This is a genomic window from Candidatus Accumulibacter meliphilus, from assembly GCF_036625345.1.
In the GTDB taxonomy this organism is placed as follows: Bacteria; Pseudomonadota; Gammaproteobacteria; order Burkholderiales; family Rhodocyclaceae; genus Accumulibacter; species Accumulibacter meliphilus.
On record NZ_JAZKTZ010000002.1, the window covers coordinates 515,759 to 540,483 of the forward strand.

A 24,725-nucleotide genomic window follows, 5' to 3' on the forward strand; every position below is an offset into this window, starting at 1 on the left:
TTCTCGATGAAGTTGAAGACCCAGCGACCGCCCAAGCGAGCCGACGACATCCTCGGTTACACTCGTTTCACCAAGGCCTCAGTGCAAATGATTGCACCGCCTCGGGAGGCGTTCAGCCGACAGGAAGGCTGCTTGCGCTTTAGCGCCGTTTGATCCCAGTTACCCTGGCCGGTGATACTGAAAGAAGCTACCACGCTTGCTATCTTCTTGCGTGATCGCGCAGCTGCGAGCCCAGCCTTTGAAAGAACCGACATGACTACTCTCTCCCTCACCGATGCCGAGCGTACCGTGTTCGCTCGCGTTGCCAACGCAGACGCACCTCCCGGCGCCATCGTGCGTGATTTCGACGCGCTTCTGGACTACCTGAGAACGGACGGTATCCCGGTTTCGCCAAAGACCAGCGAATTTGCCATCGCACGCCTGCCCGAACTCAATGCCTTGCTTACTCACCCCGTCCCGATCGGCCTCCCCCGCGGCAGGCAGACGTCGTACCCCAACGTCGATGGGTTGCACCTGCTTTTACGCTTTAGTCGATTGGGGAAAGTTGATCGTTTCGGCACCACGCCGCGGATGGTCCTGAATACGGAAATGGCCGCCAAGTGGCAATTGCTCAATCCGACAGAACGATATTTCACTCTGCTCGAGCGCTGGTGGAGCTTCGCCGATTTCGAGCAGAGCCGTTTCGGCCTGGTAGCCGACAGGATGGCAGAATACCGTTGCACCTTCCTGAAACGCCACCGTCCTGGCAGCCGTGAGAAAGAGCGAGACGAAAAGTGGCAAGTGGCCATGTTCGGGGCGCTCGGGATGAAGCAGATCGCCCTCATGCAATTGTTCGGCCTGCTCGACATCGTTTCCGATCAGGCCGTCTCCGGTAAAGGCTGGCAGATCAAGCGGATAGTCGCGACACCATGGGGACTATCCGCCAGCGCCACCTACCTTCGTGCATTCGGCTACACCTCTACCGAGTTACTGGCGCATTTTCTCAACCCTTCGGGCGAGGATTCGGTCGAAGAGGAAGTGCCGAGCGAAGAAGAAATGGATCGCCCTCCTTTTTTTGCTTGGGCAGACGCGGTGATCCCGTTCTTTCCTGCCTGGCGGAACTCACTCGGAGAACCAGAGGCCGTCGAGCCGTTCCGAGGAAGTGTGACGTTTAAGGTTTCGCTGGGCCCGAGTGTCTGGCGTCGCATCGTGATGCCTGCCGAAAGCGCCTTCGTGGACCTCGCAGAATTCATCCTCGATACCTTCGAATTCGACCACGACCACCTGTATCAGTTTCGCTACCAGGACGAATACACAACCCTGCGCACACTTCATGACCCGAGCTGCCGCGATGTCGATGGCGATTACGCTGACGAAGTGAGCTTGGGAAAAGCCGGGCTGTTTCCCCAACAGCTTGTCGAATTCCACTATGACTTCGGCGACGACTGGCGCTTCGACGTGCGAGTGGAAAAGCTAGATGCGTCGGAAACCGGCGCAGAACCTGCCGTCCTCGCCAAAGAGGGAAAAGCGCCACAGCAGTACCAGTGAGTCTCGTCGCTTCCCATTCTGCGGTTACTGATCTTCGCGATCGCTTCTACCGACTCGCGGTCATCCTCTGGCTGTAATGGATATTGACATTGCGGAGGTGCTGCCCGTGCCCGACAACCACTACGCGCTTGATACGGAGTGATCGTAGAGCGCCATCACTTCAGCAAAAAGTGCTCCATCCGGTGACCTGCTTCAACCAGCGCCTTGAATACATTCGGAAGCTTCCCGCGACCGCTCCAGGTCACTGTTTTGTCGGGCGTGATGTATTTGGCTTTGACGGGGGTGCGAGTTTTCTGGGTCCCTGCAGCGCCTGCGCCAAAACCACACTGGGCCGCAGTCAAATCGTATTCCTGGATAATGCCCTTCACCCGACGAATCGCTTCTGCCACTTCGGTTCTACGGGCTTCGTCGATCCGTTGATTGAGTTCGTCGCGTTGGGCAAGCAGTTCCTGGTAGTTCGGCATGAAATCTCCTGAGAGGTGTTACTGGTTGAAGTGAAACGCCGAGAAGGCGCCACTTATAGGATTTTAATCGAGTGCGGGCTGATTCGATACCATCAAGACCTATCTGAGCCGATTGGCCCTGGTCAGTTCAACAAAATGATCCAGACGAAATTCGATGGATCACACCCTGGGGGTTTTTCATCGACTATCTTGGCCCGGCTTAGCAGTTCCCCTGTCGCGCCGATTACACCATTGAACGACGGACCGGTCGCTCACTATCGCCGTCCGCACCGAAAAAAAGTCAGTTGATCACTTCGATCTGCACCCATTTGAATATCAGCCCGTGATCGGTTTCCACACACCGGGCGACCAGCAAGATCGGCCCGTTGGGCACCAGCGTGACCGCCGCCCTGTTTTTCACGGCAGCGGCCCATCCGCCATGAAGCCCCTGCCCTTGCTCTCGCTCGGCATCCTCGATGCGTTGGCAAACGTCGGCGAGGGAAATCTCCGTCAGCGTAATGTCCGCGGTCAGCGAGGCCAGCATCCCGAGATCGAACTGATCGGTCACCAGATAGCGAGGGGGCTTGTTCATGACGCGTACTCCTTCGGCTCGTCCTGCGACTGCGTCGGCACCTTCGCAAACCGCTCCAGGCGCCCCAGCGTCACGAGCAGGTCGGCAAGGTAATGCGCCTGACGACGATACTCGCTGGCCTCGCTCTCTACGGCAGTGACCAGGTCATCGTCCCACCCCGAGGTGTGTCGAAGCAGGTCCTCCATGCGGTAGCCAAATGCTTGTGCATCCCGGCGCCGACTGCTGTTGCGCTTCGGAATGTACGTTCGGCGCGCCTCGCGACCTTGAGTCTTCCTGCCGTACCAATTGACCACGTACCACTCGATGGAGAGCGCATTACCCCGCTGCCGAACCCGGAACTGCAACGTGTTCTTCTGGCTCCATTCCTTGCCGGTGTTCGCCTCCATGACTTCCTGCAGGTAGCGATTACCCAGGTCTCTGGCCTGCTCGAACACGTCCTTCAGCTGAGCTTGCAGCAGTGCTCGTACGTCCCTGATCCGGTCTTCCATCGGTAGTCCGTGCCCCCTCTTAAAGATAAGGATTCGTCACCCCACCAATCCTTATGAGAAATCGGCCAAAACGCCGACGCCCGGATAGCGCAAAACCCTCGTTGTGACCGAAGCCAAGCGCCCTTCCCGGTTACCAAGGACGGCCATTTCGCCTATTTGGCCGGCTTCCAGGCCTCGCAGGACGTCTCCCAGGGGGTAATTCCAGGCCAATGAGCAGGCTTCTTCTTCCATAAGGCTGCAGCCCAACCAATCCTTATGTAATAGGGCATGGTGGGTGCAATCGTAGGCACCAGCCGCCTCCCCTTGCGGCCGATATGCGTCCTTCCCGGTCGCATTTCGAACCTGACAGTGAATACGCTCGCGTCGCATGCGGCCAGGTGCTCTGGCGGTGCACGGATCGTGGTCAAAAACGCTCAAAACCCCCGAGGTATCCCTGCAGGATTCCTGCGGTACCACTGCCAGGTTTTCCTGCCCCATCCCGAACGCGCTGAATAACGACAGAGGCCCTCTGCCGGTCAGAGACTCGGCAACGGCCGGCATTTCCGGGATGTAACGGGGGATGAAAACGAGGTTCCTCAGACGATTGTCGCGGCCAACCTGAAACTGGTCGCCACCGGCGGACGTGAAACTGGATTTTCTTGGGTTTCTTGATGTTCTTCGAGGGCTTGATCTAGACCTGGTTTTTCTTCGCTGTTTGGGTCTTCTTTGGTTTTCTTTCCAGATCGTGTAGTAGCCCGTCCTGTGATGAGGCAGGAGGGGACGCGAGATGGGCAGAGAGAGGCAGGACCCCTGCGTGAATTGCGGTCAGGCGTTTGTGCCGGACAGGCGTAACGCGCGGCATCAGCGTTATTGCGGGTCCGCGGCGTGCAAGGCAGCGAGCAAGCGGGCCAGCCAGGCGAAATGGCTCGCCAAGAACCTCGACTATCATCGCGGACCAGAAGCCGTGGCGCGGGTCAAGGCCTGGCGACAGGAGCATCCTGGATACAGCCACCGTAAGCCGGCACCGCTGATCGAGCCCGCGATACAAGACACCTTGCTGTTCGAGCCCGACGCCTCGGCGCCCCTGCCAGCCGAGGCCTCGCTGCCCCTGAAGAAATCTTGTAACGCTTCCACGACGGAACTGGCGCCACCGTTACAAGATTTCTTGAACGCCCAACCCACTGTTCTTATTGGCTTAATCGCCCATATCTGGGGCAGCACGTTACAAGATGACATCGCCTCGGCCGTGACCCGGCTGCTACAACTGGGACAGGACATCCGAGGAGGCTCGTATGAACAGTCCGACGAAGCGGCTAGTGAATCCGGAACGTCAGCGGCAGGTGCCCGCGCACTTCAGCTGGCTCGATCATCGGCTGGTGCGGGAACACTACATCGAGAAGGCTGACGTTGGCGCCTGGGCGCTGTACCTGTTTCTCGTCACCGTCGCTGATGCCTGCGGTCTTTCCTACTACAGCGAGGCCAGCCTCTGTCGGCGTCTGCAGATGGATGCCGGTCGCCTGGCCCGCGCCCGCCGGGATTTGATCGCCCTCGACCTGATCGCCTACGATCCACCTTTGTACCAGGTCCTGAGCGTGCCCGAGTACGTGCCGGTCGACACCCGTCTGGCGCGGCTGCGCGCTGTTCTGGAGGGCCGGCCATGATCGACTATGCCACGTGGTGCGCCATTCGCGAGGGGGTGGCCAGTCATCTGACGGCCCCCCAACTTGCCGATAGCCTGGACCTGGACGTCAAGACCGTCCGCCACTGGATGCACCGCCCGTATGCGCCGCGGGCGCCCGTGCCGCGAACCAGCAAGCTCGATCCCTACAAGGGGCGCATCGTCGGCTGGCTCGATGCGCATCCGCTCACTGCCCAGCAGGTGTTTCAACGCCTGCGGGATGCTGGCTACGAAGGCGGCATCAGCATCGTCAAGGACTACGTCCACAAGATCCGCCCGCCCCGGCGCGAGGCCTTCCTGACCCTGGCCTTCGCCCCCGGGGAGGCGGCCCAGGTCGACTGGGGAGAATACGGCACCATCGCCGTGGGCAACACCCGGCGCCGCCTTTCCTTCTTCGTCATGGTGCTCGCCTGGAGCCGGAAGCTGTACGTCGAGTTTGCGCTCTCGCAAACGATGGAGCACTTTCTGGCGGCACACATCAACGCCTTTGTTGCCCTGGGGGTGCCGCGTAAGGTCATGGTCGATAATCTGCGCAGTGCGGTCTTGCGTCATGTGCGTGGCGAGCCGGTGCAGTTCAATCCGCGCTATCTCGATTTCGCCCGCCATTACGGCTTCGAAATCGTCGCCTGTGCGCCGAGAAAAGGAAATGAGAAGGGACGCGCGGAAAGGGGCGTCGCTTATGTCAAAACCAATTTCCTGGCCGGCCTGGAGCTGCCAAGCTTCAGCGCGCTCAATGCGGCCGTCAGGCTGTGGCTGGAGACGGTGGCCAACGTCCGCCTGCATCGCGAAACGCAACGCCGGCCGGAAGATCTCTGGGTCGAGGAGCGCGCTCATCTGCAGCCGGTCAATCCCCGGCTGTTCGATGTCGGTCGGGTCCTGGCCGTTCGTGCCAACCGACAGTTCCGGGTCACGCTCGAGAGCAATCGCTATTCCGTCCCCGCCCGCCTGGCGGGACGACCGGTGACGATGAAGGTCTATCCGGATCGCGTCTGTGTCTATCACGACGGCGAGTTGGTCGCCCGCCATGGTCGTTCGTTCGAGCGCCATCAGGACATCGAGGACCCCGATCATCCGAAGGCCTTGATCGCTCAACGCCGGCATGCCCGCGATGCGCTGGTACTGAAGCGCTTTCTGGGTCTGACGCCACTGGCAGAGAAGTATCACGCGGGCTTGCTCGATCGCCGGGGGAATGCGATGGCGCATGTGCGCAAGATCGTGGCGCTGGTCGAGATCCATGGCGACGACGCCGTCGTGCGGGCGATGACCGACGCCCTGGCCTTCGAGGCCTTCAGCAGCGAATACATCGCCCATCTGATTGATGCACGTCGCCGCCAGTTGCCCGAGCCGAGCCCGCTTCATCTTATCCGCCGGCAGGATCTGCTGGAGATTGAACTGCCACCGGCGGACTTGTCTGCTTATCCGGACATCCCCACAGGAACTCATCCGCAAGACAATTCAGGAGGCGATCATGACCATGACTGAGGCGGTTCTGGCGAAGCATCTGGGTCGTTTGCAGCTGCCGTATTTCGTCCAGCACGCGCCGGACTTGATGACTCAGGCGGCCCGCGAGTCGTGGTCTCATGGTCGCTTTCTGGAAGGCCTGGTGGCCGGCGAGGTCGCTCGCCGCGATGAGGCGCTGATTGCCCGCCGCATCCAGGCCGCGCGCTTGCCCGGGATCAAGACGCTCGACGGCTTCGACTGGTCATGGCCGAAGAAGATCAATCGCGCGCAAATCCAGCATCTGTTTCGGCTCGACTTCGTGCCGCCGCATGGCAACGTGATCCTGCTCGGCGCGGTCGGCGTCGGCAAGACTCATCTGGCCATTGCCCTTGCTCATGCGGCCTGCCTGCAGGGCCTGACGACGCTGTTCACCTCCGCCGTCGACATCGTCAATGCGCTCGCCGCCGCCCAAGCCACCGGCGGGGTCAAACGCGAGATGGCCAGACTGCTCAAACCCGCCATCCTCTGCGTCGATGAATTGGGCTATCTGCCGATTGACAAGTTTGGCGCCGATGGCCTCTTCCAGGTGATCTGTCAGCGCTATGAGCGCGGTTCGACAATCATTACATCGAACAAAGCGTACAAACAATGGCCGGAGATCTTCAACAACGACAGCACCCTCACCGCCGCCTTGCTCGACCGCCTGCTGCATCATGCCGAGACACTGGTCATCGAAGGACCGTCCTACCGCATGCGCGAGCAGCACGACGCCTGATTTAGAACCCGTCCTCTACCAGCCTGCTCCGATCGCCCTCACTCCGGGGGCTCGGCCCTCCTTCTTCGTGCTCAAACCAAAGGTTCCACGCCCCGGAGCCCGCTTTCCTTACACCAGATTCAGGTCGGCTCGTGGACGCCGCTTTCGCCACGGCGCGGACATCTGCCGGTCAGAGACTCGGCAACGGCCGGCATTTCCGGGATGTAACGGGGGATGAAAACGAGGTTCCTCAGACGATCCGACATGGTGGCTCCCTTCCCTGTCATGCGTTTCCGGTGCGTGGGTTCTTGACCCTCTTGCGGCGCCATGATCCAGCTGCCTTCCGTTTGCTCATGACCCCCATGGTGCCGGACCTGCGGTGGAGGATTCCATGCCGCCACCGGGCGACTTCGGTAGCCAGCCCAACCCGTTTGTTCCGCAACATTCGCGCTTCTTCCGACGCGTGAACAAACCGTCACACGTGTGAAGAAACCTTCACACGACGGCGGTGCTTTCTCCGTCAAAAATAGCGATACTTCTGGAAAACAGGATCGGAGCGCCCCATGTTCAAAGTGGCCGTCATCGAAGACGACATTCCCACCAGCAATCAACTCAAGGAATGGATTCTTTCCGCGCACCCGGGCATCACCGTGGAGCAGTGGTTCACCCGCGACGATGCGGAAGCCGCCCTGGCTCGCGTGCAGTACGACCTGGTGGTGCTGGATATCGAACTGGGGCGGGAGCGTCACGCGGGTGTTGCGATCATCAACGCCATCAACAGGCGCACCAGCGGTACACCGGTGCTGGTGGTCTCGGCGATGCCCGCCACCATCTACCGCGGCATCATGAAGGCACTGGATGCCTGGGATTACTTGCAGAAGGCCACCTTCGAGGAAGCCGAGTTCATCGATACCTTCCTGGAAATCCTGCGCGCCGTCCGACAGCGTGCAAGCGTCAAGCCGCCCTTGGCTGCCAGCGACGAACTCTCCATTGATCCCCTGCGGCAGAGCACGCCCCTATGGCGGGGACAACGAATCAACCTGCCACTGACCGCCCAGCGCATCCTCGCTGCGCTCTACGAGAAACGGGGCGAGGTAGTCTCTTACGAAGAACTGTCCCGGGTGGTCAAGAGCGGCCGGAGTCGGGACAACATCCGTAAACACATCAGCAGCATCCGCGAGGCTTTTCGTGAACTGGACGAGGCGTTCGATCGTACCGAGAACATCCCCATGCGCGGCTTCCGATGGTCAGACCCGGTCGCCACCGGCGCAAGCGATCGGTAAGCGGGCGATGGGCAGCAGGAGATTCCTCCGCCGCAACCGGGCGCATCGCTACGCCTCTTCGGGGAGGTCGCCGGAATGAAACCGCTGGCCTGGCTGGCGTCGTTCCGGCTGCGCATCCTCTTTCGGACTTCCTTCCTGCTGCTTGCGCTGGCCGTGGTGGCCATGGCGGTTGCGGTCTTGCAGGAGGAAAAACAGCGCAGTTACGACAACTATCAGGTGAGCTTCGCCAAGACCAAGGAACAGATCGTGGCCCGCCTGCGCCACCCGGCTGGCCAACTGGCCCTCCTCAACCCGCCGCGCGGCGAGGGTCCCGTGACACCGCTACGCCCGGTGATGCTGCCCTTCTCGGCCATCGACTTCGACGATCAGGGCAAGGTCCGCCACGCCGTGGAAATGGCTGGTTGCCTGGTCCAGTACAAGAACTACGGCAGTCTCTGCGTGGCGATTGCCAACAACCCCTGGGCCGGCGGCTTCATCTATGCGGCGGGCACTTTCGTCAGCCCGACGTTGGTGCCTCACCGCATCGGCAACGAGTTCCTCGATGGGGCCCACCGCTTGCGGGTGGTGGTTAGCCTGCGTGGAGAGACGTACCGCTGGGTCGCGCCCTTCGAAGTCCCGAGCCGTGACGAGCGTCGGCGCGCGTCGGGGATGCGAGGTCGTTTCACGGGTTACGTGGAACTGGACGACCGGGACTACACCGGCGAGATGCCGGTGAAAGAATTCCGCGGCTGGGTATGGCAGAGCGGTCGGTGCCTTGACGCCGCCAAGGAGAGCGACGAGGACTGCGAGAAGAAATCGTTTTTCTCGCTACGCCTGCCGATTGACGTGCTGCGCGATGCGCTCTTCCAGCCGGAAAAGCCCCAGTGGCCGCCACCAGACCTCGACCAGTTTCAGGTCCGCGTGGAAATACTGCCACCCGGCGACGGTGCGGCGATTTTCGACAGCAACGAGGACGGTGCCGTCCCGCCCTTTTCCCTCAACGACCTGACGGCTCTTCTCCGGCCAGGCGAAACCCTGACGATTTGGAACGTCGGCCACGCAGAGCCGACTGATCGGGTGCAACTGCGCGGCCAGGTCGAGGTCATCGAAGAAGCGTCCCCGCTGCTCGCCCGTCTGGTTCGCAGGCTGCCGGTTGAAAGCTACGACGCCCCGGTTGAACTCGCCGACGAGGTGGCGACGCCGATGGGCAGTTATCGAATTGTGCTCCACGGGGACGCACGCAGTGTGAACCAGATCCTGAGCGCCGTTGCCACCCGCGTGTCCTGGTTCGTCGGTCCCATGCTGTTGGCCATTGCGCTGGCGTGGCTGGTCATCGAAGCCGGCATCATCCGCCGCATTACCCGCCTCACCCGGCGTTCCAGCGCACTCTCCAGAAGCGTGAAAACCACGGGCGGTCTGCAGCGCTTCGATCTGGCGGATCTGCGGGGCAGCGACGAGTTGGGCATCCTCGCCAACTGCCTCAACGATCTGCTGCGTCGAGTGAAGGAAGACGCCGAGCGAGAAAGAATACGCGCCGAGCAGGAACGGGATCTATGGCACGCCGTCGGTCACGAAATCATGTCACCACTACAATCGCTCCTGGTGCTGCATCGCCACGCCGGCGACCCCAGCTACCGCTACATCAACCGCATGCAGCAGGCGGTGCGTGTGCTCTACGGCAACGCCAGCCCCAGCGAAGCTTTTCAGTCCTCGGCGTTACAGGTTCAGGCGATCGACATCGCCAAGTTCCTGCGTAACGTCGCTGACAACTCCGGCTTTGTCGACGTGCGTTGCGCCGCGGCGTACCAACCGGTGGGGGTACGCGCCGATGAGTTTCCCCTTGAAGACGTCTTTTCGCACATCCTCAAGAACGCGGATCGGTACCGTCAGCCGGGCACGCCGATCACACTCACCCTGGAGAGCACGGAGACCACGGCGACGGTGATCATTCACAATGTCGGCCAGCCGATTGCTGAGGATTTCCTGGACAAGATCTTCGAGTACGGCGTTTCCGAGCATGCGGAAGCCGGCGCCAACGGTAACCGCGGCCAAGGTCTCTTCGTCGCCAAGACGTACATGGCCAAGATGGGCGGTGTTACGTCCGCCGCTCTCCAGTAACTGACGGCGTCGCCTATCCCATGAACGGCGAGAGCGAAGGAAGGCGTGCTGCCTGAACGAGGCTGGGACGACGTGAACGAAAGATGGGCCGGGACACCTCTGTTATCGTGGGAAGTTATCAAGACAACCGAGATAGAAGAGAGCCCAGCCCATGCAGCGAATTGTAGCCGGCATCGACACGATCGAGCAGCATCTTGAGGCCGTCAGGCAAGCCCCCGAAGTGTATCGGCCGCCGTGCTGCCCGCATTGCGGGCTCAAGATCCTTTGGCCACACGGGCACTATGAGCGCAAGGCCGACCGGCGAGCCGGGCAGGTTTCACTCAATCCGATACCGATCTGCCGCTACCGTTGCTCTGGTTGTCGGCGCACCTGTTCACGTCTGCCGGCGTGCATCGCACCGCGCCGCTGGTATGACTGGTCGGTGCAGCAAGCCCACCTCGAACGGCAGTTGAGCGAACGCTCCGATCAGCGCCGTGCACTCGGCAGCCTGCCGGACCGGCGTACCGCCGGTCGCTGGTGGGACTGGCTACAGAAGAGCAGCCTGCTGTTCGAGTTTCACCTGCGCGCCCGCTGTGCCGAACTCGGGCGGGCCGCCGACTTCGGCGCTTTCTGGCGTCGGGTATTCGAATCCATGGGGCTGGTGCAAGCCATGACCCTCCTTGATCAAGAGCTGAACATCCCGTGATGTCCTGATCCTGAACGAGCGGCGGACAGGGCAGACCCCGCCCGGGCGGGGTCCCCACACAGTTTGCTCCTGTCATTATCCGGGTCCTTCTGGTTTGATCACCTCTCCGATTTATCACAAGGAGTGGTCATGAACCCGATTGATCCGAAAGCCCTGTTTCGCCTGTCCGTCCTGGGTCCGCTGATTAGCCGCGAGCGGCTGGAGCGGGGAGAACTGCAACAGATTCTGCGCGAGCTGGCCAGCCGCGAATACGCCATTCCCGGCACCCGTCGGCGGCATCTGAGCGAGAAGACGATTCAGGCCTGGTACTACGCCTGGCGCCTCCACAAACTCGATGGGCTGACGCCCAAGGTACGCGCCGACCGCGGGCAATCGAAGCTCTCCGCCGCCACCCAGGCCGCCATTCTTGCCGCCAAGCGCGACAACCCGCGGCGCTCGCTGTGCCAGATTCGCCAATTGCTCGAAGCGGCCGGCACCGTCGCCCGTGGCGGCCTCGCCCGCTCGACCATTCACCGTCTGCTGCAGCAGCACGGTCTGTCACGAATCAGCGGCTCGGCCAGCCTGCCGGAAGAGAAACGCAGCTTTGTCGCCGCGACCGCGGGGGCGATCTGGTATGGCGACGTGATGCACGGCCCACGCGTCCCGATCGGCGGCAAACTCGCCAAGAGCTATCTCGTCTCACTGTTCGACGACGCTTCCCGGTTGCTCACGCACAGCGCCTTCTGCCCTGGCGAGACCGCTCTGGACATCGAAGGCGTGCTCAAGCAGGCGGTGCTCAGGCGCGGCATTCCGCTCAAGTTGGTCGTTGATAATGGCGCCGCCTATCGCGCCGAAACTTTGCAGGGGATCTGCGCCCGGCTGGGCATCCATCTCATTCACTGCCGGCCGTACGCGCCCGAGGGCAAGGGCAAATTGGAGCGCTGGCACCGTACCTGCCGCGATCAGTTTCTCAGCGAACTCGACGAGCGCCATATCGCCAGCCTGGACGATCTCAACGCGCGTTTGTGGGCTTGGCTCGAGCAGGTTTATCACCGCCGCCCGCATGCCAGTCTGGACGGCATCAGCCCTTTGGCACGTTACCAGCAGGACCTGTCCAGGATTCGCCCGCTCGGGCCGTTGGCGGCGAAGCTCGATCTCTTGTTCCGGCATCGCGTCAGCCGTCTGGTGCGCAAGGATGGCACGGTGTCGTATCACGGCAAACGCTTCGAGGTGCCGTTCGAGCTCTCCGGTCAAACGGTGTCTCTGGTGGTCGATCCGCATACCGAGGTAGTGATCGGCGTCGAGGACGAGGAAGGGAAAGCGATCGGCGCGGCGACGCCGCTCGATGCACTGGCCAACGCCACACGTCGGCGACGCCAGCCGGACCCGGCGAACACTGACCCAGCGCCCCCGACGAAGAGCGGCCCGAATCTGATCGAGCTGATCTATCAGCAATATTACGACTGCAAGGGGGAGTGAAATGGACTTGCAACACTTTGGTTTGCGGCATTCGCCGCTGGGCAAGGAAGCGGCCGAGTTGTGGGATGACGGTGCGCTGGGGCTGTTGGCGGAGCGCTTCGCCTGGTTGTTGCACTCGCCCGGAGTCGGCCTGATCACCGGCGAACCGGGAGTGGGCAAGACGGCCGCCTTGCGCCAGCTGACCCGCGGCCTGAATCCGCATCGCCACCTGGTGATCTATCAGGCCGAGACGGATTTCGGGCGGCTCGATATCTATCGCGGTCTGGCGCGCGCTCTGGGAGTGGAAGCGGGCTATCGGCGGGCGCAGCTATGGCGCGATCTGAAGGAGCGGATTCTGCAACTGGTCGATGGCCGCCAGTTGGTGCCGGTATGGATCATCGACGAGGCGCAGAATCTGCCGCTGGAGTTCTTCCGCGATTTGCCGGCCTTTCTCAACTTCGCTTTTGATACACGCGATGTGATGTCGGTCTGGTTGATCGGCCATCCGGCACTGGCGCAAACACTGGAGCGGGCGCCTTATGCGGCGCTGGCCGGGCGCATTCAGGTACGCGTGAAGCTCAAACCGGTGCTCGAACGCGAGCGCTTTGCGCAACTGATCCAGCACAGCCTGAAGAGCGCCGGTTGCACGCATACGCTGCTCAGCGATTCGGGCCTGGAGATCTTGCGGCAGGCCAGCAAGGGGCTACCGCGGCACGCCGGGAGAATTCTGCGCACGGCGATGCGCCTGGCGGTACCACGCGGCCTCAATCATCTGCCGGACGATCTCTTGCAGTTGGCGATCGAGGAATTGCGATGAGCCGCCGCTCTGCTCTCCCGTTGTTCCCCGATGGGCTCTCCGATGAAAGCGCGGCAGCGCTCAGTGAATTCCTTAACCAGCTCGCCGTCGCATGCGAAAGCCGTTACTTCGTACAGCTGCGCCGCTACCACCAGCGGCAGATGAATCTGTACGATCCCGAAGCCCCCTGGCGGACCCCGCCGCTGCCGCCTCGGTAGCGCCTTCATCCCACGCTGCCGCCGGGATAGATGTTCCCGTCGCAGCGTGGGACTCGGCCAGCGTTTCAACCTCGAAAAGCTTGGGCCGAGGGCTCTAAATCAGCGCAGGACGTAACAGGCGGGACGATCAGCGTTCGCAACGTGGAAGATGGCGTGGGTTTCGTGCTGACATTACAGCGGATGCGGGTTGGAGGGGCGCAGTAAGGTCCCCCAACGGGTTCCAGGAAGACGATCGCGTGCTTCTGCCGGATACTACTGCAGCGCTAATATAGAGCCAAGAATCCAGCACCGGCCTTGACCGATCATTCCGGACGGCGATGATCGGGGCGCTTGCGAGTGCATAATTCGTGAAGGCTCATTATGGGTTTCGGGTTGTTAGCTGAGGAGCAACCCCAAGAGGGATTCGAGAAGTCGCTTTCCGCGATTTTTGGCGTTGTGAACGAACTCGAAGAAGCCGAGGTAGAGAGGAAGACTTTCCTGGGAGATGCCGCGGTGAGGCCGCAGCCAGGAGCGCAGCAAGGACCAGAAGCCCTCGATGGTGTTGACGTGAACCTCATGGAAGCCGCCGCCGTCTTCATCGCGGGCGTACTCGCGGGCGCTGTGGCAGACGGTCTTGTGATTGTAGCCCCACTCAGGCAGACGGCCGTAGATGTCATACTCGTCGGTCAGCACTAGGGTGCCCGGCGCGATGGTGGCCTGGATCAGCAGTTGTATCATGACTTGGCGGACGTTTTCGAGCATGCGGATGACGACTTGACCGCCGCGCTGGATCATGCCGAAAACCGGAGGCTTCTCCTTGGCAAGCGTGCCGCGACCGCGAGCCCCCTTCAGGCGGTTTCTGCGGCCCTTACGGTGTTTTTTTTACTGCCAAAGGATGTCCCTTGTGCCCCGCCACCACATAGACCTCGTCACACTCAACGGTTCCCTGGAGCGCTGGGGCGGGCTTGCGACTGACTACCCCTTCTCGAAGTTGGGTCGCCATCTTCTGAACGTCGTCCTTGTTGAGGCCCAGTTCCTTGCCGATTTGCGTGTTCGACAGGTTCAACCCCATGAAATACAAACACAAGATCCAAGTGCGCAAGGGTAGGTGATGCCCTTCGAAGATCGTGTCGGTTAAGTCGTCAAAGTACCTTTCACAGGACTTACAGCGGTACCTCTGGCGATGTTCCTGGGTCTCATCGCGACCAAACTTGATAACGTGCTCGTCCGCACAATGCGGACAGCGAACACCCTCTGGCCAGCGCAGGTCCCGAACGACTTCGAAGCACTTGGCATCGTTGATAAGGTCCTGTGGTTTCCTTGCGTTCACCGGACGACTTGTCCTTGCTGATCTCCGTCGTCGCGATCCGGATCGTGGCGATCGCTTCTCGGTTCTGGGTGTAGCGAACCTCGGGGTCGGCGCCGAGATGGCCGATGAGGGTGACTTTGTTCAACGAGGGCATATGGGCTCCTGACAAGAAAGGCAGGGACGCCGCCGTATCCTGACGGGGCTACCCCGCCGGGGGTTGGAGAGAATGCTGTTTATGAAGAAGGCCAGCTACCTTCACTTCGATCGTCATAGACGGAACGAGAGATGGCTGAATTCTCTGCCGCCACGGTCGTCGCAGGAGTTTGAAATGCGTCGCTTCTGGGCGCTTTTCGAAGGTCGCGCTCGCAGTGCAAGCGATACGCTGGGCTTGATCGACACTCCGGGAGACGGCAGATGGCACAGCGACAGAGGAACGATTCGACGCACATTCCGTCGGTCCGGCAGGACAACAGCCGGCCCTTCCTGACGCAAAAGGCCTTGCTCAATTCGCTGCACGCGCAGCAGATCTTCGACCGTGGCTACGAGATGTGCGCCAACGCGCTGTTCTCGTTGAGTGTGGTCTTGCGATTCATCGGGAGCGAAGAGCAGGCGCTGGAAGTCGATACCTTGGTCGATACTCAGATCGACCAGACCCTGGAGGAGATTCGCAAGGAGTCGTTGCGGCTGAAGGAAGTGGCCGAGGGCAATGGCATCGAGACTGCGATCGGCTACACCAGTGCAAAGACCATCGATGTGCAGATCACCTCGCCACGCTCGATCAAGAACCTGGCGATCATCCGCGAGTTCGACGGGATGATGACCCACCTGGATACGCTCTGGCTGTCATGCGTCATCAGCGACAGCCAATACGCGCGCGGGGTCTATGAATGGAAGCGGCGGATTCTTCGTCTGGCCGGACAGATCCGGCAGCTCGCTACGCGTGCGGTGCTGGCGGCCCGGCGGAAGGAGACGGTTACTGAACAAACCGATGGCCCGGTGGTGGGGGTTGAGAATTCTGTGACGGAAGACGCCACCAAGGAACGCGCTGAAAGCGAGTAGAAAGCCCCCAACCGGTTTCTGAAGGAAGCAGTTACCGTTGTCCCGCTTCCAACGCTCAGTGCCCGTGTACACGCCAAGCCGAAGCTGCTTGCTTTTTTTGCCCTTGGCCCTCGGCCGCGACCTTATACAGGCACAAGCACCTCGAGCGCCAGCCAAAAACTGAGTCGACAGCCGTTGCGCCGCATGCGGCTCTGGCTCAAGCGTCCTCTGCCCGTCATCCATCGGCACACGCGGAAGGAGATCGACGCAGCAAGCACTGGGTACTCCGTTCGTCGCTGAACAATTGCTGGCCTTGTACCACCCGGTCAGCGTCATCTATGCGAACAGCCACATGCGCGTGGGCAACCAAAAACGCTGAAGAATGATTGCCGGATCGCGAGTATTGGCGCGATCATTCCCGCCTTGGCCTCGATACGCCCTGTTGTCTTCGTAGCTGACCGACGAACCAAAACCGTATTCTTTGCCGAAGGCCACGATCACCCGGCTAGTCATGGCGCACTGTTGTTGCAGGACAAGAGCCGACCTCTGGGCTCTGCAACCTCGCACGCATCTCCATCCGAGTCCCCCTGGCATGCTACGTACAGAAGCAGACTAAGTGGCCACCGTTTCCCGGCAGGGGAGAATTCGTTGGCGCATGTTATTTTGTGGGTTGTTTTGTGGGTCGCCGTTGGCCACTATTCGTATTATTTTTGTTTTTCAGGCACTTACTATGACCTACTGGCGGAGAGGGAGGGATTCGAACCCTCGGTAGGCTCACACCTACGCCTGATTTCGAGTCAGGTACATTCGGCCACTCTGCCACCTCTCCGACGGGGCGCAATGTTAGCACAAGAAGTGCTGGATGACGCGCCAAGGGAAATATTCTTGCACGCCAAGGGAAACGCGCTATCGGCGCTCGCCGTCTGGCCCGTTCACGTCGCGCCGATGCGCTCCAATCCGCCCATGTAGGGGCGCAGGACGGCCGGAACGCTGATGCTGCCGTCGGCATGCTGGAAGTTTTCCATGATCGCCACCAGCGTCCGCCCGACGGCCAGACCCGAGCCGTTGAGGGTGTGCACCAGTTCGGTCCGGTTGCGCTCGTTGCGGTAGCGGGCCTGCATGCGGCGGGCCTGGAAGGCGCCGAAGTTGGAGCACGAGGAGATCTCGCGATAGGCGTTCTGCGCCGGCAACCAGACTTCCAGGTCGTAGGTCTTGGTCGCCGAAAAGCCCATGTCGCCGCTGCACAAGGTGACGCGGCGGTACGGCAGATCGAGCAGTTCGAGGATCGTTTCGGCGTGGCCGGTGAGTTCTTCGTGCGCCGCCAGCGAGGCTTCGGGAGCGACGATCTGGACCAGCTCGACCTTGTCGAACTGGTGTTGGCGAATCATGCCGCGCGTGTCGCGACCGTAGGAGCCGGCTTCGGAGCGAAAACACGGCGTATGGCAGACGAGCCTGAGCGGCAGCGCGTCGGCGGCGAGAATCTCGCCACGGACGATGTTGGTGACCGGCACTTCGGCGGTCGGAATGAGGTACAGCGGCTCGGCGTCGGCGCGCAGATCTTGAACAGATCTTCTTCGAATTTCGGCAACTGTCCGGTGCCGAGCAGGCTGGCGGCGTTGACCAGGTACGGCGCGTACACTTCGAGGTAATCATGCTCGATGGTATGCGTATCGAGCATGAACTGGGCGAGCGCCCGGTGCAGACGGGCCAGCTGTCCGCGCATCAGTGAAAAGCGCGTGCCGGCAATTTTCGCGGCGGTGGCGAAGTCGAGCTGACCGAGCGCTTCGCCGAGATCGACGTGATCCTTGACGGCAAAGTCAAAGACGCGTGGCGCGCCCCAGCATTTGACTTCGACGTTGTCGGCTTCGGATTTTCCGATCGGCACGCTCTCGTCGGGCAGGTTGGGCAGCAGCGCCAGGAAGGCATCGAGTTCCTTGAGCAGCTCGCCGAGGCGGACCTCGTTGGCTTCCAGTTCGCTCTTCAGCGCCGCCACCTGCGCCATCACCGGCGCGGCGTCTTCACCGCGGCCCTTGAGCATGCCGACCTGCTTGGAGAGGCTGTTGCGGCTGGCCTGCAGATCCTGGGTGCGGGTCTGCAGGGTCTTGCGCTCGCTTTCGAGGTTCTGGAAAGTCGCTTTGTCGAGTACGAAACCGCGCCTTGCCAGGCGTTCGGCAAGGGCATCGATGTCGCTGCGCAGGTGTTGGATGTCGAGCATGCTCAGTCCTCAGCTTGGCGATCGCGCGGCGCGATCCGCCCTCTTCCACTGCTGCCGCAGGTCCGGCGGACGGCTGCGCGCGAGCGGAACGATGTTGTGGTCGGCCGGTCGGCCTGGTCCTACTTTTCGTGCTTGTCGTGCTGGTCGTTCTTTTCTGCTTTTGTTGCGTGTTCTGCTTTTCTTTCGCCCGGCGGTCGAGCTCGCGCAGCTGTGCCAGCTTCTCGCCGATCCGGATCTCGAGGCCACGCTCGACCGGTCGGTACCACTCGACCGCCGGCATGCCGTCCGGAAAATAATTCTCGCCGGCGGCGTAGGCGTCGGTCTGGTCGTGCGCGTAACGGTAGTCCTTGCCGTAACCGAGATTCTTCATCAGTCGCGTCGGCGCGTTGCGCAGATGCACCGGCACCGGCCGCGATCCGTCAGCGGCGATGAAACTCCGCGCCGCATTATACGCGAGGTAGGCAGCGTTCGACTTGGCCGCCATCGCCAGGTAGAGCACCGCTTCGGCAAGCGCCAGCTCGCCTTCCGGGGAGCCGAGGCGTTCGAAAGTCTCGGCGGCGTCGAGGGCGATGCGCGCCGCGCGCGGATCGGCCAGGCCGATGTCTTCCCAGGCCATGCGCACGATGCGTCGCGCCAGGTAACGCGGGTCGGCGCCACCGTCGAGCATGCGGCAGAACCAGTACAGCGCGGCGTCGGGAGACGAACCGCGCACGGCCTTGTGCAGCGCCGAAATCTGGTCGTAGAAAGCGTCGCCGCCCTTGTCGAAACGACGCAGGTTCTGCGCCACGGTGGTGTCGACGAAAGCGCCATCGATCGTCGTCACGCCAGCAGTCGACGCGGCGGTGGCGATCTGTTCGAGGTGGTTGAGCAGGCGTCGCGCGTCACCGTCGGCGAGACCGACCAGGCGTGCGCGGGCGTCGTCGTCAAACTCGTGATCGGGCAGCACCTGCGCGCGCGCGCGTTCGAGGAGTTGCCCGATCTCCTCGGCCGAGAGCGGTTGCAGCACATAGACCGCGGCGCGCGAGAGCAGCGCCGAGTTGACTTCGAAGGACGGGTTTTCAGTGGTCGCGCCGACAAAAGTCAACAGCCCGCCTTCGACGTAGGGCAGGAAAGCGTCCTGCTGCGCCTTGTTGAAACGGTGGACTTCATCGACGAAGAGGATCGTGCGGCGTCCGTTGCGGGCGCGCGTCAGCTCGGCGCGCGCGACCGCCTCACGAATTTCCTTGACCCCCGAGAAGACCGCGGACAGGGCCATGAAGTCGGCGTCGAAAGCATCCGCCATCAGCCGCGCCAGGGTCGTCTTGCCGACCCCGGGCGGGCCCCAGAGGATCATGCTGTGCAACTGCCGGGAACGGAAGGCCATCTCCAGCGGCTTGCCGGCAGCGAGCAGATGCGCCTGTCCGATCACCTCGGACAGGCTGCGCGGACGCAAGCGCTCGGCCAGCGGCGCGTCGGAATGATGCTCGGCAAACAGGTCGTTCATTTCTCTTTCACGTCATTCACGGGCTTGCGTCAGTGCTGGAGGTGGAGGTCGGTGCTGCGCCGATGCCGGCGACGATCGCATGCTAGCAGCTTTTCCGGATCCCGCTCGCCGCACCCAGGCGGCCGCTCGATGGCACTGATTTGTTGAGGCCGTGAAATTGCTCACAGACCCGGCAGCGAGCCAGCGCTATCTTTCGTCCATCACTTCCCGAACACGAACAGCAGGCATTCAGTCAATGAGCAAACAGAGAACTCGCAGTGCAAGCGACCGCCGCATGCGCGACGTCGGCCCGCCAGGAAAAGTGGCAGAACGGCGGCACAAAGCCGAGCGCCGCTTACCGGAACTGACGGACCTGCCGTACGAAGAATTCGAGGCGGAACTGGCGGCTCTGGGCAAACAGGCTTCGGTATTTCTACGTAGATTTTCCAGTGGTCAATAAACGACTCCACATCCGTGGTGTCATGCTCGGAATCGCGTATCAGGGGGCTACTGCGATGTAGCAAGGGCATGGTGAGGGCCGAATCTGGCCCCGCAGCAAGGCGAAAGCCGAGCTTTTGACCGGGTGCAATGCCCGGTCTTTTTTTGCCCTGATTTCCTGCGCCCAGCTGTCGGAAAGCGGCAAAGGCGCGGCGCTGCGTTGGCGCAACGTTGGGCGACCGGGAGAGCCGTCACCGACGCGGCCAGCCCCCCCTCAGGAAAGCGTCTGATGGGCGTCGAAAACCGCTTGTTCGAGTTCGCTGAATGCTTCGCCGACGTAGCGACCCAGACGCTCGAGGTTCGGCAATTCGTCGCTGGCAATCAGGCCGAAGAAAAGCTGTCCGGCATAGCTGAAGAGGGTGATGTTGAGCAGATTTCCGGCCGGCAGCGTGCTGATCGGATGCAGCTCTTCCATTCTGGCGCCCTTGAGGTACAGAAACTCGGGCGGCCCGGGGATGTTGGAGACCAGGGTATTGCCGATCGGTGGCAGGCGCTTGCTGAGCCCCAGCATCTCGGCCAGCTGCGCGACGACGCCGGTGATCAGGTGTAGGACTCGATCGCGTCAGGCGTGACGCTGTCGATCATCGAACGCACATTGCGCAAGGAAAAACCGATGTTGCGCAGGCGAACGTAAGGGTCGTCGGTTGGCGGCGAAAGCTCGACCGGGATGATGCCGATCTTGTTGCCGGTGCCGCGCTCCCCTTCCTTGCGCAGGTTGACCGGCATCTGAGTGGTGATCGGCCTCTTCAGCTCGACGCCCTCATCGTACAGATAGCGGTGCAAAGCGCCATCGAGACAGGTCAGGGCGACGTGGTTCAGCGTCGACCGCGTCCGGGCACAGACCTCCTTGACGCGCACCATGCTCACGCTGGCCGTCGCAAACTGCCGACCCGCGGTCACCTGCCCGGTCAGCGGCGTGTTGCCGTCGGCGACGAAAGGCAGCGAAATGGCGTTCTTGGTCAGCTTGACGCCTTCCAGCGCCAGCATCGCGGCCAGACGAGCGATTCCCAGCAGGCGCGTGCCGGCACCCGCGAGGTCGCCGAGCAGGGACTGCGTCATCTTCTCTTTAAGCCGCTTCTGCTTCTTGTCGGCCGGGCCACGGGGAGTCGACCACAGCGGCCGCAGTTCGAGATCACTCGCCGACGAGGCCAGCGAATCGGCGGCCCAGCGCACCATCGTCACGCCATCCGCACTGGCATGATGCATCTTGACGTAGATGGCAAAACGCCGTTCGCTCAAGCCCTCGATGAGGTGTAGTTCCCATAGCGGCCGCGAGCGCTCGAGCATCGGCTGATGCAGTTCGGAAACGAGCTGATAAAGCTCCTGCCGGCCGTTCTTGCCCCGGCGCATCTTGTGGAAGAAGAGGTGTTGCTCGAGGTCGACGGCCTCGCTTTCCTGCCAGGTCGGCATGCCGGTCAGCGAGAAATGGATGATGCGGTTGAACGGCGCCTGGACGTCGTCGAAAGCGAGCAGTTCCTGATAAAGATCGGCGACAAAGCTGGCCGGCGACCTGGCCGGTCGCTTGTAGATCATCAGCCCGCCGACGTGTTTCGGGCTGGCCTCCGACTCGGCGACAAAGAAAGCGAGATCGAGCAAGGAGAGTTTGTTCATCGAGACACCTTTCTTTCTTCGTGCTCTATGCGGCGAGATGAGAATCCGTAGCGGCGAGGGTGCGCCGGGGCGATCGGCAGCTTGCGGCCAGCGGCGAGCGCGTCCCGACGGTCAGCGGCGGCAGGCTGCGACCGGCTGCAACCACGTCGCCTGGCAAGGATACAACATCGAAAGGCCTGCACTTTAGAAGAAAACACCCAGGCATTTAGTGTGTGTCCTCTAGTGATCGTCGCTAGACTGGATTTCGTCAGCTGCACGGGCAGTTGCAGAAACTTTCAGTTCCAGTTGGATAAAGGAGAAACAAAATGAGCAAGACACAGACGAACCTTGGTTGATCAAGGTGGCAACGCGCAACGGATTAGCAGCGCCCAGGAATCTGTACGCAAGTTCTGGCTTTTTGGCCTTGGCGCCTATTCCCTGGCCACCAGGACCGGTGCCCAGGCCTTCGAAACGCTGCTCGAAGAAGGCAAGGCATTGCGACCCAAAGCGCGTCGGCAGATCAAGGAAAGCTCGGCCGAATTGGTCAGCACGGCCACGAAAGCATCGATCGTGGCGAACAGCTGCTCAGAGAATCGACTGCTGCGGCCCCTGCATTCCATGCTCCTGGCCAGCAAGCGCGATGTCGAACAGCTTGCGGAGCGCCTCACGTCAGCTGACCACCGAAGTGCGCAAGCTGACCGGCAGCGGTGACGCGCCGACGGCAAAGAAAGCGCGGCAAGCGCACAAGCCAGGCAGCAAAGCTGCCGCCACCAGTCGACAGCCGCGCACGACGCTGCCGGCAGCCGAGTCGACATTACCATTGGACGACGCGCCGATGATGCTCAGCGCTGGCTTGAGCTCTATCCCTCGCGCACCTTCGCCGCCTCCTTGAGCAGCCATTTCCGGAAGGCAGTCACCACCGTGCGCTCGGCGACCGCTTCAGGAACGACCAGGTAATAGGCCTGTGCCGGGCGGATGACGATGTCGAAAGGCATCACCAGACGACCGGCAGCCACTTCGGCCTCGATGAGCTGCTTGGACGCCAGCGCAACGCCAACGCCGTCGATCGCCGCCGAGAGGAGCAGCCCGGGGTCGCTGATCTGCGTACCGCCGTCGGAATCGATGCCAGTGACGCCGGCGACCTGCAACCATTGGTCCCAGGTCGCCAGGGCGGGCTGGTCGAGCTCCGAGCTTCATCTTCGTGGTGGAGAAGATTGTGACGGCGCAGATCGGCCGGCACGTTCAAGGGCCGCATTCCCTTTCAGCAGCAGCGGGCTGCAGACGGCGGTGTACGCCGGCGCAAACAGCCGGTCGACGCGGCAGCCGTCATAGTGCCCATTGCCATAGCGGATAAAGGTTTCGGTCTTGTCGTCGCGGACATCGACACTGGCAAGGCCCGAGACATGCGAGGCCTCACCGGTGTCGATGGTATCCAGCGAGGTCGCCATGCGCAGCCGGATCTCGGGATGCGCGGCAGTGAATTCGGGCAGATGACGGATCAGCCAACGCGCCGCGAAAGCCGGCGGTGAAGTCACCACCAGGCGCCCGCCGAAGACCACCTGACGCGTGCTCTCGATCGCGGCGGCGAAGCACTCCAGCCCCTCGCGCACCTTGGGGAGCATGGCCCGACCTTCGCGCGTCAGTTCCAGGGCGCGCGTCAGCCGCTTGAAGAGCGGAAAGTCCAGGTACTCCTCGAGGCCACGGATCTGGTGGCTGATCGCCGTCGGCGTCACCGACAGCTCGGCTGCGGCGTCCTTGAAACTGAGGTGGCGAGCCGCCGCTTCGAAAGCACGCAGCGAACTCAGGGGTGGCAGGCGGTAAGTCATATAGGTGAGATTTTTTCACGCATCGGCTGACATTTGATCGTTTGCCGGCGCAGCCGCCAACAAATAAAGTTACGGCGAACTCTCGGAAACCGGGAACAACGCAAGGACAGAAGGAACCCCAAATGAAAACCAACCTCAACCATGACCAGATCGCAATGATCATCGAACGCGCACGCAAGGAACGTAGCCTCGCCGTTGGCAGATGGATCGCCACCGCCATGCACAGGCTGCTCGACTGGATGGAAAAAGGCAAGCCAGGACACCCCGCAAAGACAGCGCCGAAGCAGACGGATACCACCTGAGCAGCGAAGGCAGCCATCCCGAAGGCTTTCGATACCTCGGCCTTCGTTTGATTTTTGGCCGCCGGGCAAGCGCAGATAAAACCTTACACCGCTCTTATACCAGACTCACGATAGTCCAAAACAGTACAGGAACACAAGCAAAATGAAAACCCCCTCAGCCACGAACAGATGACCATGATCGTCGAGCGTGCTCACCCGTGAGCGCAATGCCGCCCGATCTCGCGACTCTCATCGCCACCTTCCCCGGCAAAGTGCTCGATTTCGACAGCAAGAGGCTTCGAGAAGTTTGTCCGAACACCCTCCTGGTGGATGCCAGGAGCTGGCTTCTGACGCCGCTGGCCCAGCCGAACTTGGTCTCTGAGCCCCCTCTGAGCCCGCTCTCCCCCAACCCCTCCCCCGCGAGGGCGGAGCGGGAGTTTGGCTTTTGGTGCGACTTTTCGGGATCCAGACAGCAGGCGAAGGCACCTGCTTGGTGGCTCAGGCTTTCACCGGCTCCCATTCCCCTACCCCCGCTGGCAATGCGTGCCGGCCGTGACAGGAGCTGGCGAGTGACGTACGATCCCTCCGGAACCAGTCAGCCGCCACGGACCCCAAGATGCCCAGAATCCAGATCGACCTCCCCGAGCATTTCGTCTACTCGACCGAGATGACGCTCTATCTCAGCCACATGAACTATGCCGGGCACCTCGACAATGCCTTGTTGTTGTCCCTGGTTTCAGAGGCGCGCGCGCGGTTTTTCATGGCTCTGGGCTATACCGAGCTGAACGTCGAGGGGGTGGGCATCGTCGTCGCCGACGCGGCCGTGCAGTACAGGTCCGAGGCCTTTCACGGCGAAGTGATGGTCGTGGCATGAGCGCCGGCGATTTTGGCAGCAAGGGCTGCGACCTGCCCTGGCGCATGCACGAGAAGCTCAGCCAACGTGAAGTCGCGCGCGGCAAGACGGGCATCGTCTTCTTCGACTATGCGGCACGCAAAGTGGCGCCGGTACCGGCCAACTTCCGCGCCCGCGCCAAGCTGAACGCTCGGCGCCGCGTTTCCCCCCGCCCGATCCTTTCCAGCAGCCCATCGCCGGCGCAAGCGCTGCCGCCA

23 protein-coding genes, 1 tRNA gene and 4 pseudogenes are annotated in these 24,725 nt (G+C 61.8%); 15 read left to right on the forward strand and 13 right to left on the reverse strand.

The features are described from left to right. Positions 1 to 252: 252 nt before the first annotated feature. Entirely contained in the window at positions 253 to 1,527 is a 1,275-nt protein-coding gene (locus tag V5B40_RS05865) for an IS1096 element passenger TnpR family protein (RefSeq protein WP_332353642.1), read from the forward strand. Positions 1,528 to 1,682: 155 nt separating this feature from the next. Here the strand turns inward: V5B40_RS05865 and V5B40_RS05870 are convergent, their stop codons facing one another. The 3 genes from V5B40_RS05870 to mobI all read right to left on the reverse strand — a co-directional run bounded on the left by V5B40_RS05870 (position 1,683) and on the right by mobI (position 3,050). After that, positions 1,683 to 1,991 carry an H-NS histone family protein gene (locus tag V5B40_RS05870; RefSeq protein WP_332353643.1) on the reverse strand — a complete coding sequence of 103 codons (309 nt, stop codon included), beginning with the start codon at positions 1,989 to 1,991 and terminating at the stop codon, positions 1,683 to 1,685. A gap of 280 nt (positions 1,992 to 2,271) precedes the next feature. Continuing rightward, positions 2,272 to 2,562, reverse strand: coding sequence for a hypothetical protein (locus tag V5B40_RS05875; RefSeq protein WP_299157388.1), 291 nt, complete (start codon positions 2,560 to 2,562; stop codon positions 2,272 to 2,274). Continuing rightward, on the reverse strand, positions 2,559 to 3,050 hold the full coding sequence (gene mobI / locus V5B40_RS05880; protein ID WP_332353644.1) for a conjugative transfer protein MobI(A/C): 492 nt from the start codon (positions 3,048 to 3,050) through the stop codon (positions 2,559 to 2,561). The genes V5B40_RS05875 and mobI overlap by 4 nt, the downstream gene beginning before the upstream one ends. Before the next feature lie 1,271 nt (positions 3,051 to 4,321). Here mobI and V5B40_RS05885 point away from each other — a divergent pair. From V5B40_RS05885 to istB, 3 genes are read left to right on the forward strand one after another with little or no spacing between them, the layout of a single operon-like run. Further along, entirely contained in the window at positions 4,322 to 4,690 is a 369-nt protein-coding gene (locus V5B40_RS05885; RefSeq protein ID WP_332353645.1) for a hypothetical protein, read from the forward strand. Continuing rightward, positions 4,687 to 6,189: an IS21 family transposase gene (gene istA, locus V5B40_RS05890; protein WP_332353646.1), complete on the forward strand. Its 1,503-nt coding sequence runs from the start codon at positions 4,687 to 4,689 to the stop codon at positions 6,187 to 6,189. Before V5B40_RS05885 ends, istA begins: the two co-directional genes overlap by 4 nt. Beyond that, positions 6,176 to 6,922, forward strand: a complete 747-nt coding sequence (istB, locus tag V5B40_RS05895) for an IS21-like element helper ATPase IstB (protein ID WP_332353647.1) — start codon at positions 6,176 to 6,178, stop codon at positions 6,920 to 6,922. The genes istA and istB overlap by 14 nt, the downstream gene beginning before the upstream one ends. A 119-nt stretch (positions 6,923 to 7,041) precedes the next feature. Here the strand turns inward: istB and V5B40_RS05900 are convergent, their stop codons facing one another. After that, positions 7,042 to 7,167, reverse strand: a complete 126-nt coding sequence (locus V5B40_RS05900) for a hypothetical protein (protein ID WP_332353648.1) — start codon at positions 7,165 to 7,167, stop codon at positions 7,042 to 7,044. Between the two features lie 297 nt (positions 7,168 to 7,464). Here V5B40_RS05900 and V5B40_RS05905 point away from each other — a divergent pair, with 297 nt between their 5' ends. The 6 genes from V5B40_RS05905 to V5B40_RS05930 all read left to right on the forward strand — a co-directional run bounded on the left by V5B40_RS05905 (position 7,465) and on the right by V5B40_RS05930 (position 13,417). Then, positions 7,465 to 8,184 carry a response regulator transcription factor gene (locus V5B40_RS05905; RefSeq protein WP_332353649.1) on the forward strand — a complete coding sequence of 240 codons (720 nt, stop codon included), beginning with the start codon at positions 7,465 to 7,467 and terminating at the stop codon, positions 8,182 to 8,184. 75 nt (positions 8,185 to 8,259) lie between these two features. Next, positions 8,260 to 10,281, forward strand: a complete 2,022-nt coding sequence (locus V5B40_RS05910) for a sensor histidine kinase (RefSeq protein ID WP_332353650.1) — start codon at positions 8,260 to 8,262, stop codon at positions 10,279 to 10,281. 151 nt (positions 10,282 to 10,432) lie between these two features. Further along, positions 10,433 to 10,966: a DUF6431 domain-containing protein gene (locus V5B40_RS05915; protein WP_332353651.1), complete on the forward strand. Its 534-nt coding sequence runs from the start codon at positions 10,433 to 10,435 to the stop codon at positions 10,964 to 10,966. Positions 10,967 to 11,095: 129 nt separating this feature from the next. Beyond that, positions 11,096 to 12,424 (forward strand): DDE-type integrase/transposase/recombinase, encoded by a 1,329-nt coding sequence (locus V5B40_RS05920; protein ID WP_332353652.1) that lies wholly within the window; start codon positions 11,096 to 11,098, stop codon positions 12,422 to 12,424. Between the two features lies 1 nt (position 12,425). Next, positions 12,426 to 13,220 (forward strand): ExeA family protein, encoded by a 795-nt coding sequence (locus tag V5B40_RS05925; RefSeq protein ID WP_332353653.1) that lies wholly within the window; start codon positions 12,426 to 12,428, stop codon positions 13,218 to 13,220. Further along, complete coding sequence (locus V5B40_RS05930) at positions 13,217 to 13,417, forward strand: hypothetical protein (protein WP_332353654.1); 201 nt, start codon at positions 13,217 to 13,219, stop codon at positions 13,415 to 13,417. The genes V5B40_RS05925 and V5B40_RS05930 overlap by 4 nt, the downstream gene beginning before the upstream one ends. A gap of 375 nt (positions 13,418 to 13,792) precedes the next feature. Here V5B40_RS05930 and V5B40_RS05935 read toward each other — a convergent pair. Then, a pseudogene (locus V5B40_RS05935) lies at positions 13,793 to 14,699 on the reverse strand (IS1595 family transposase). After that, positions 14,593 to 14,850: a single-stranded DNA-binding protein gene (locus tag V5B40_RS05940; protein WP_332353655.1), complete on the reverse strand. Its 258-nt coding sequence runs from the start codon at positions 14,848 to 14,850 to the stop codon at positions 14,593 to 14,595. Before V5B40_RS05940 ends, V5B40_RS05935 begins: the two are co-directional and overlap by 107 nt. Positions 14,851 to 15,119: 269 nt before the next feature. Here V5B40_RS05940 and V5B40_RS05945 point away from each other — a divergent pair, with 269 nt between their 5' ends. After that, on the forward strand, positions 15,120 to 15,764 hold the full coding sequence (locus tag V5B40_RS05945; RefSeq protein WP_332353656.1) for a hypothetical protein: 645 nt from the start codon (positions 15,120 to 15,122) through the stop codon (positions 15,762 to 15,764). A gap of 718 nt (positions 15,765 to 16,482) precedes the next feature. On the opposite strand, the gene V5B40_RS05950 is transcribed toward V5B40_RS05945, so the two are convergent. The 3 genes and pseudogenes from V5B40_RS05950 to V5B40_RS05960 all read right to left on the reverse strand — a co-directional run. After that, positions 16,483 to 16,572, reverse strand: a tRNA-Ser gene (locus tag V5B40_RS05950). 103 nt (positions 16,573 to 16,675) lie between these two features. Further along, positions 16,676 to 17,958, reverse strand: a pseudogene (gene serS, locus V5B40_RS05955) (serine--tRNA ligase). Positions 17,959 to 18,133: 175 nt separating this feature from the next. Further along, positions 18,134 to 19,441, reverse strand: a pseudogene (locus V5B40_RS05960) (replication-associated recombination protein A); the annotation flags it as partial. 235 nt (positions 19,442 to 19,676) lie between these two features. Between V5B40_RS05960 and V5B40_RS05965 the strand changes: the two are divergent. Next, the gene (locus tag V5B40_RS05965) at positions 19,677 to 19,880 is read left to right on the forward strand and encodes a hypothetical protein (protein WP_332353657.1); all 204 of its coding nucleotides are present in this window, start codon (positions 19,677 to 19,679) and stop codon (positions 19,878 to 19,880) included. 252 nt (positions 19,881 to 20,132) lie between these two features. On the opposite strand, the gene V5B40_RS05970 is transcribed toward V5B40_RS05965, so the two are convergent. After that, positions 20,133 to 20,429: a WS/DGAT domain-containing protein gene (locus V5B40_RS05970; RefSeq protein WP_332353658.1), complete on the reverse strand. Its 297-nt coding sequence runs from the start codon at positions 20,427 to 20,429 to the stop codon at positions 20,133 to 20,135. A 29-nt stretch (positions 20,430 to 20,458) separates the two neighbouring features. Then, a complete protein-coding gene (locus V5B40_RS05975; RefSeq protein WP_332353659.1) occupies positions 20,459 to 21,529 on the reverse strand; it encodes a wax ester/triacylglycerol synthase domain-containing protein in 1,071 nt (356 codons plus the stop codon). A gap of 327 nt (positions 21,530 to 21,856) precedes the next feature. Here V5B40_RS05975 and V5B40_RS05980 point away from each other — a divergent pair, with 327 nt between their 5' ends. Then, positions 21,857 to 22,219 carry a phasin family protein gene (locus V5B40_RS05980; protein WP_332353660.1) on the forward strand — a complete coding sequence of 121 codons (363 nt, stop codon included), beginning with the start codon at positions 21,857 to 21,859 and terminating at the stop codon, positions 22,217 to 22,219. Between the two features lie 149 nt (positions 22,220 to 22,368). On the opposite strand, the gene V5B40_RS05985 is transcribed toward V5B40_RS05980, so the two are convergent. Beyond that, on the reverse strand, positions 22,369 to 22,677 hold the full coding sequence (locus tag V5B40_RS05985) for a LysR substrate-binding domain-containing protein (protein ID WP_332353719.1): 309 nt from the start codon (positions 22,675 to 22,677) through the stop codon (positions 22,369 to 22,371). A 24-nt stretch (positions 22,678 to 22,701) separates the two neighbouring features. After that, entirely contained in the window at positions 22,702 to 23,334 is a 633-nt protein-coding gene (locus V5B40_RS05990) for a LysR family transcriptional regulator (RefSeq protein WP_332353661.1), read from the reverse strand. A 122-nt stretch (positions 23,335 to 23,456) separates the two neighbouring features. Here V5B40_RS05990 and V5B40_RS05995 point away from each other — a divergent pair, with 122 nt between their 5' ends. Then, positions 23,457 to 23,636: a hypothetical protein gene (locus tag V5B40_RS05995; protein WP_332353662.1), complete on the forward strand. Its 180-nt coding sequence runs from the start codon at positions 23,457 to 23,459 to the stop codon at positions 23,634 to 23,636. A gap of 595 nt (positions 23,637 to 24,231) precedes the next feature. Next, a pseudogene (locus V5B40_RS06000) lies at positions 24,232 to 24,644 on the forward strand (acyl-CoA thioesterase); the annotation flags it as partial. Between the last annotated feature and the right edge of the window lie 81 nt (positions 24,645 to 24,725).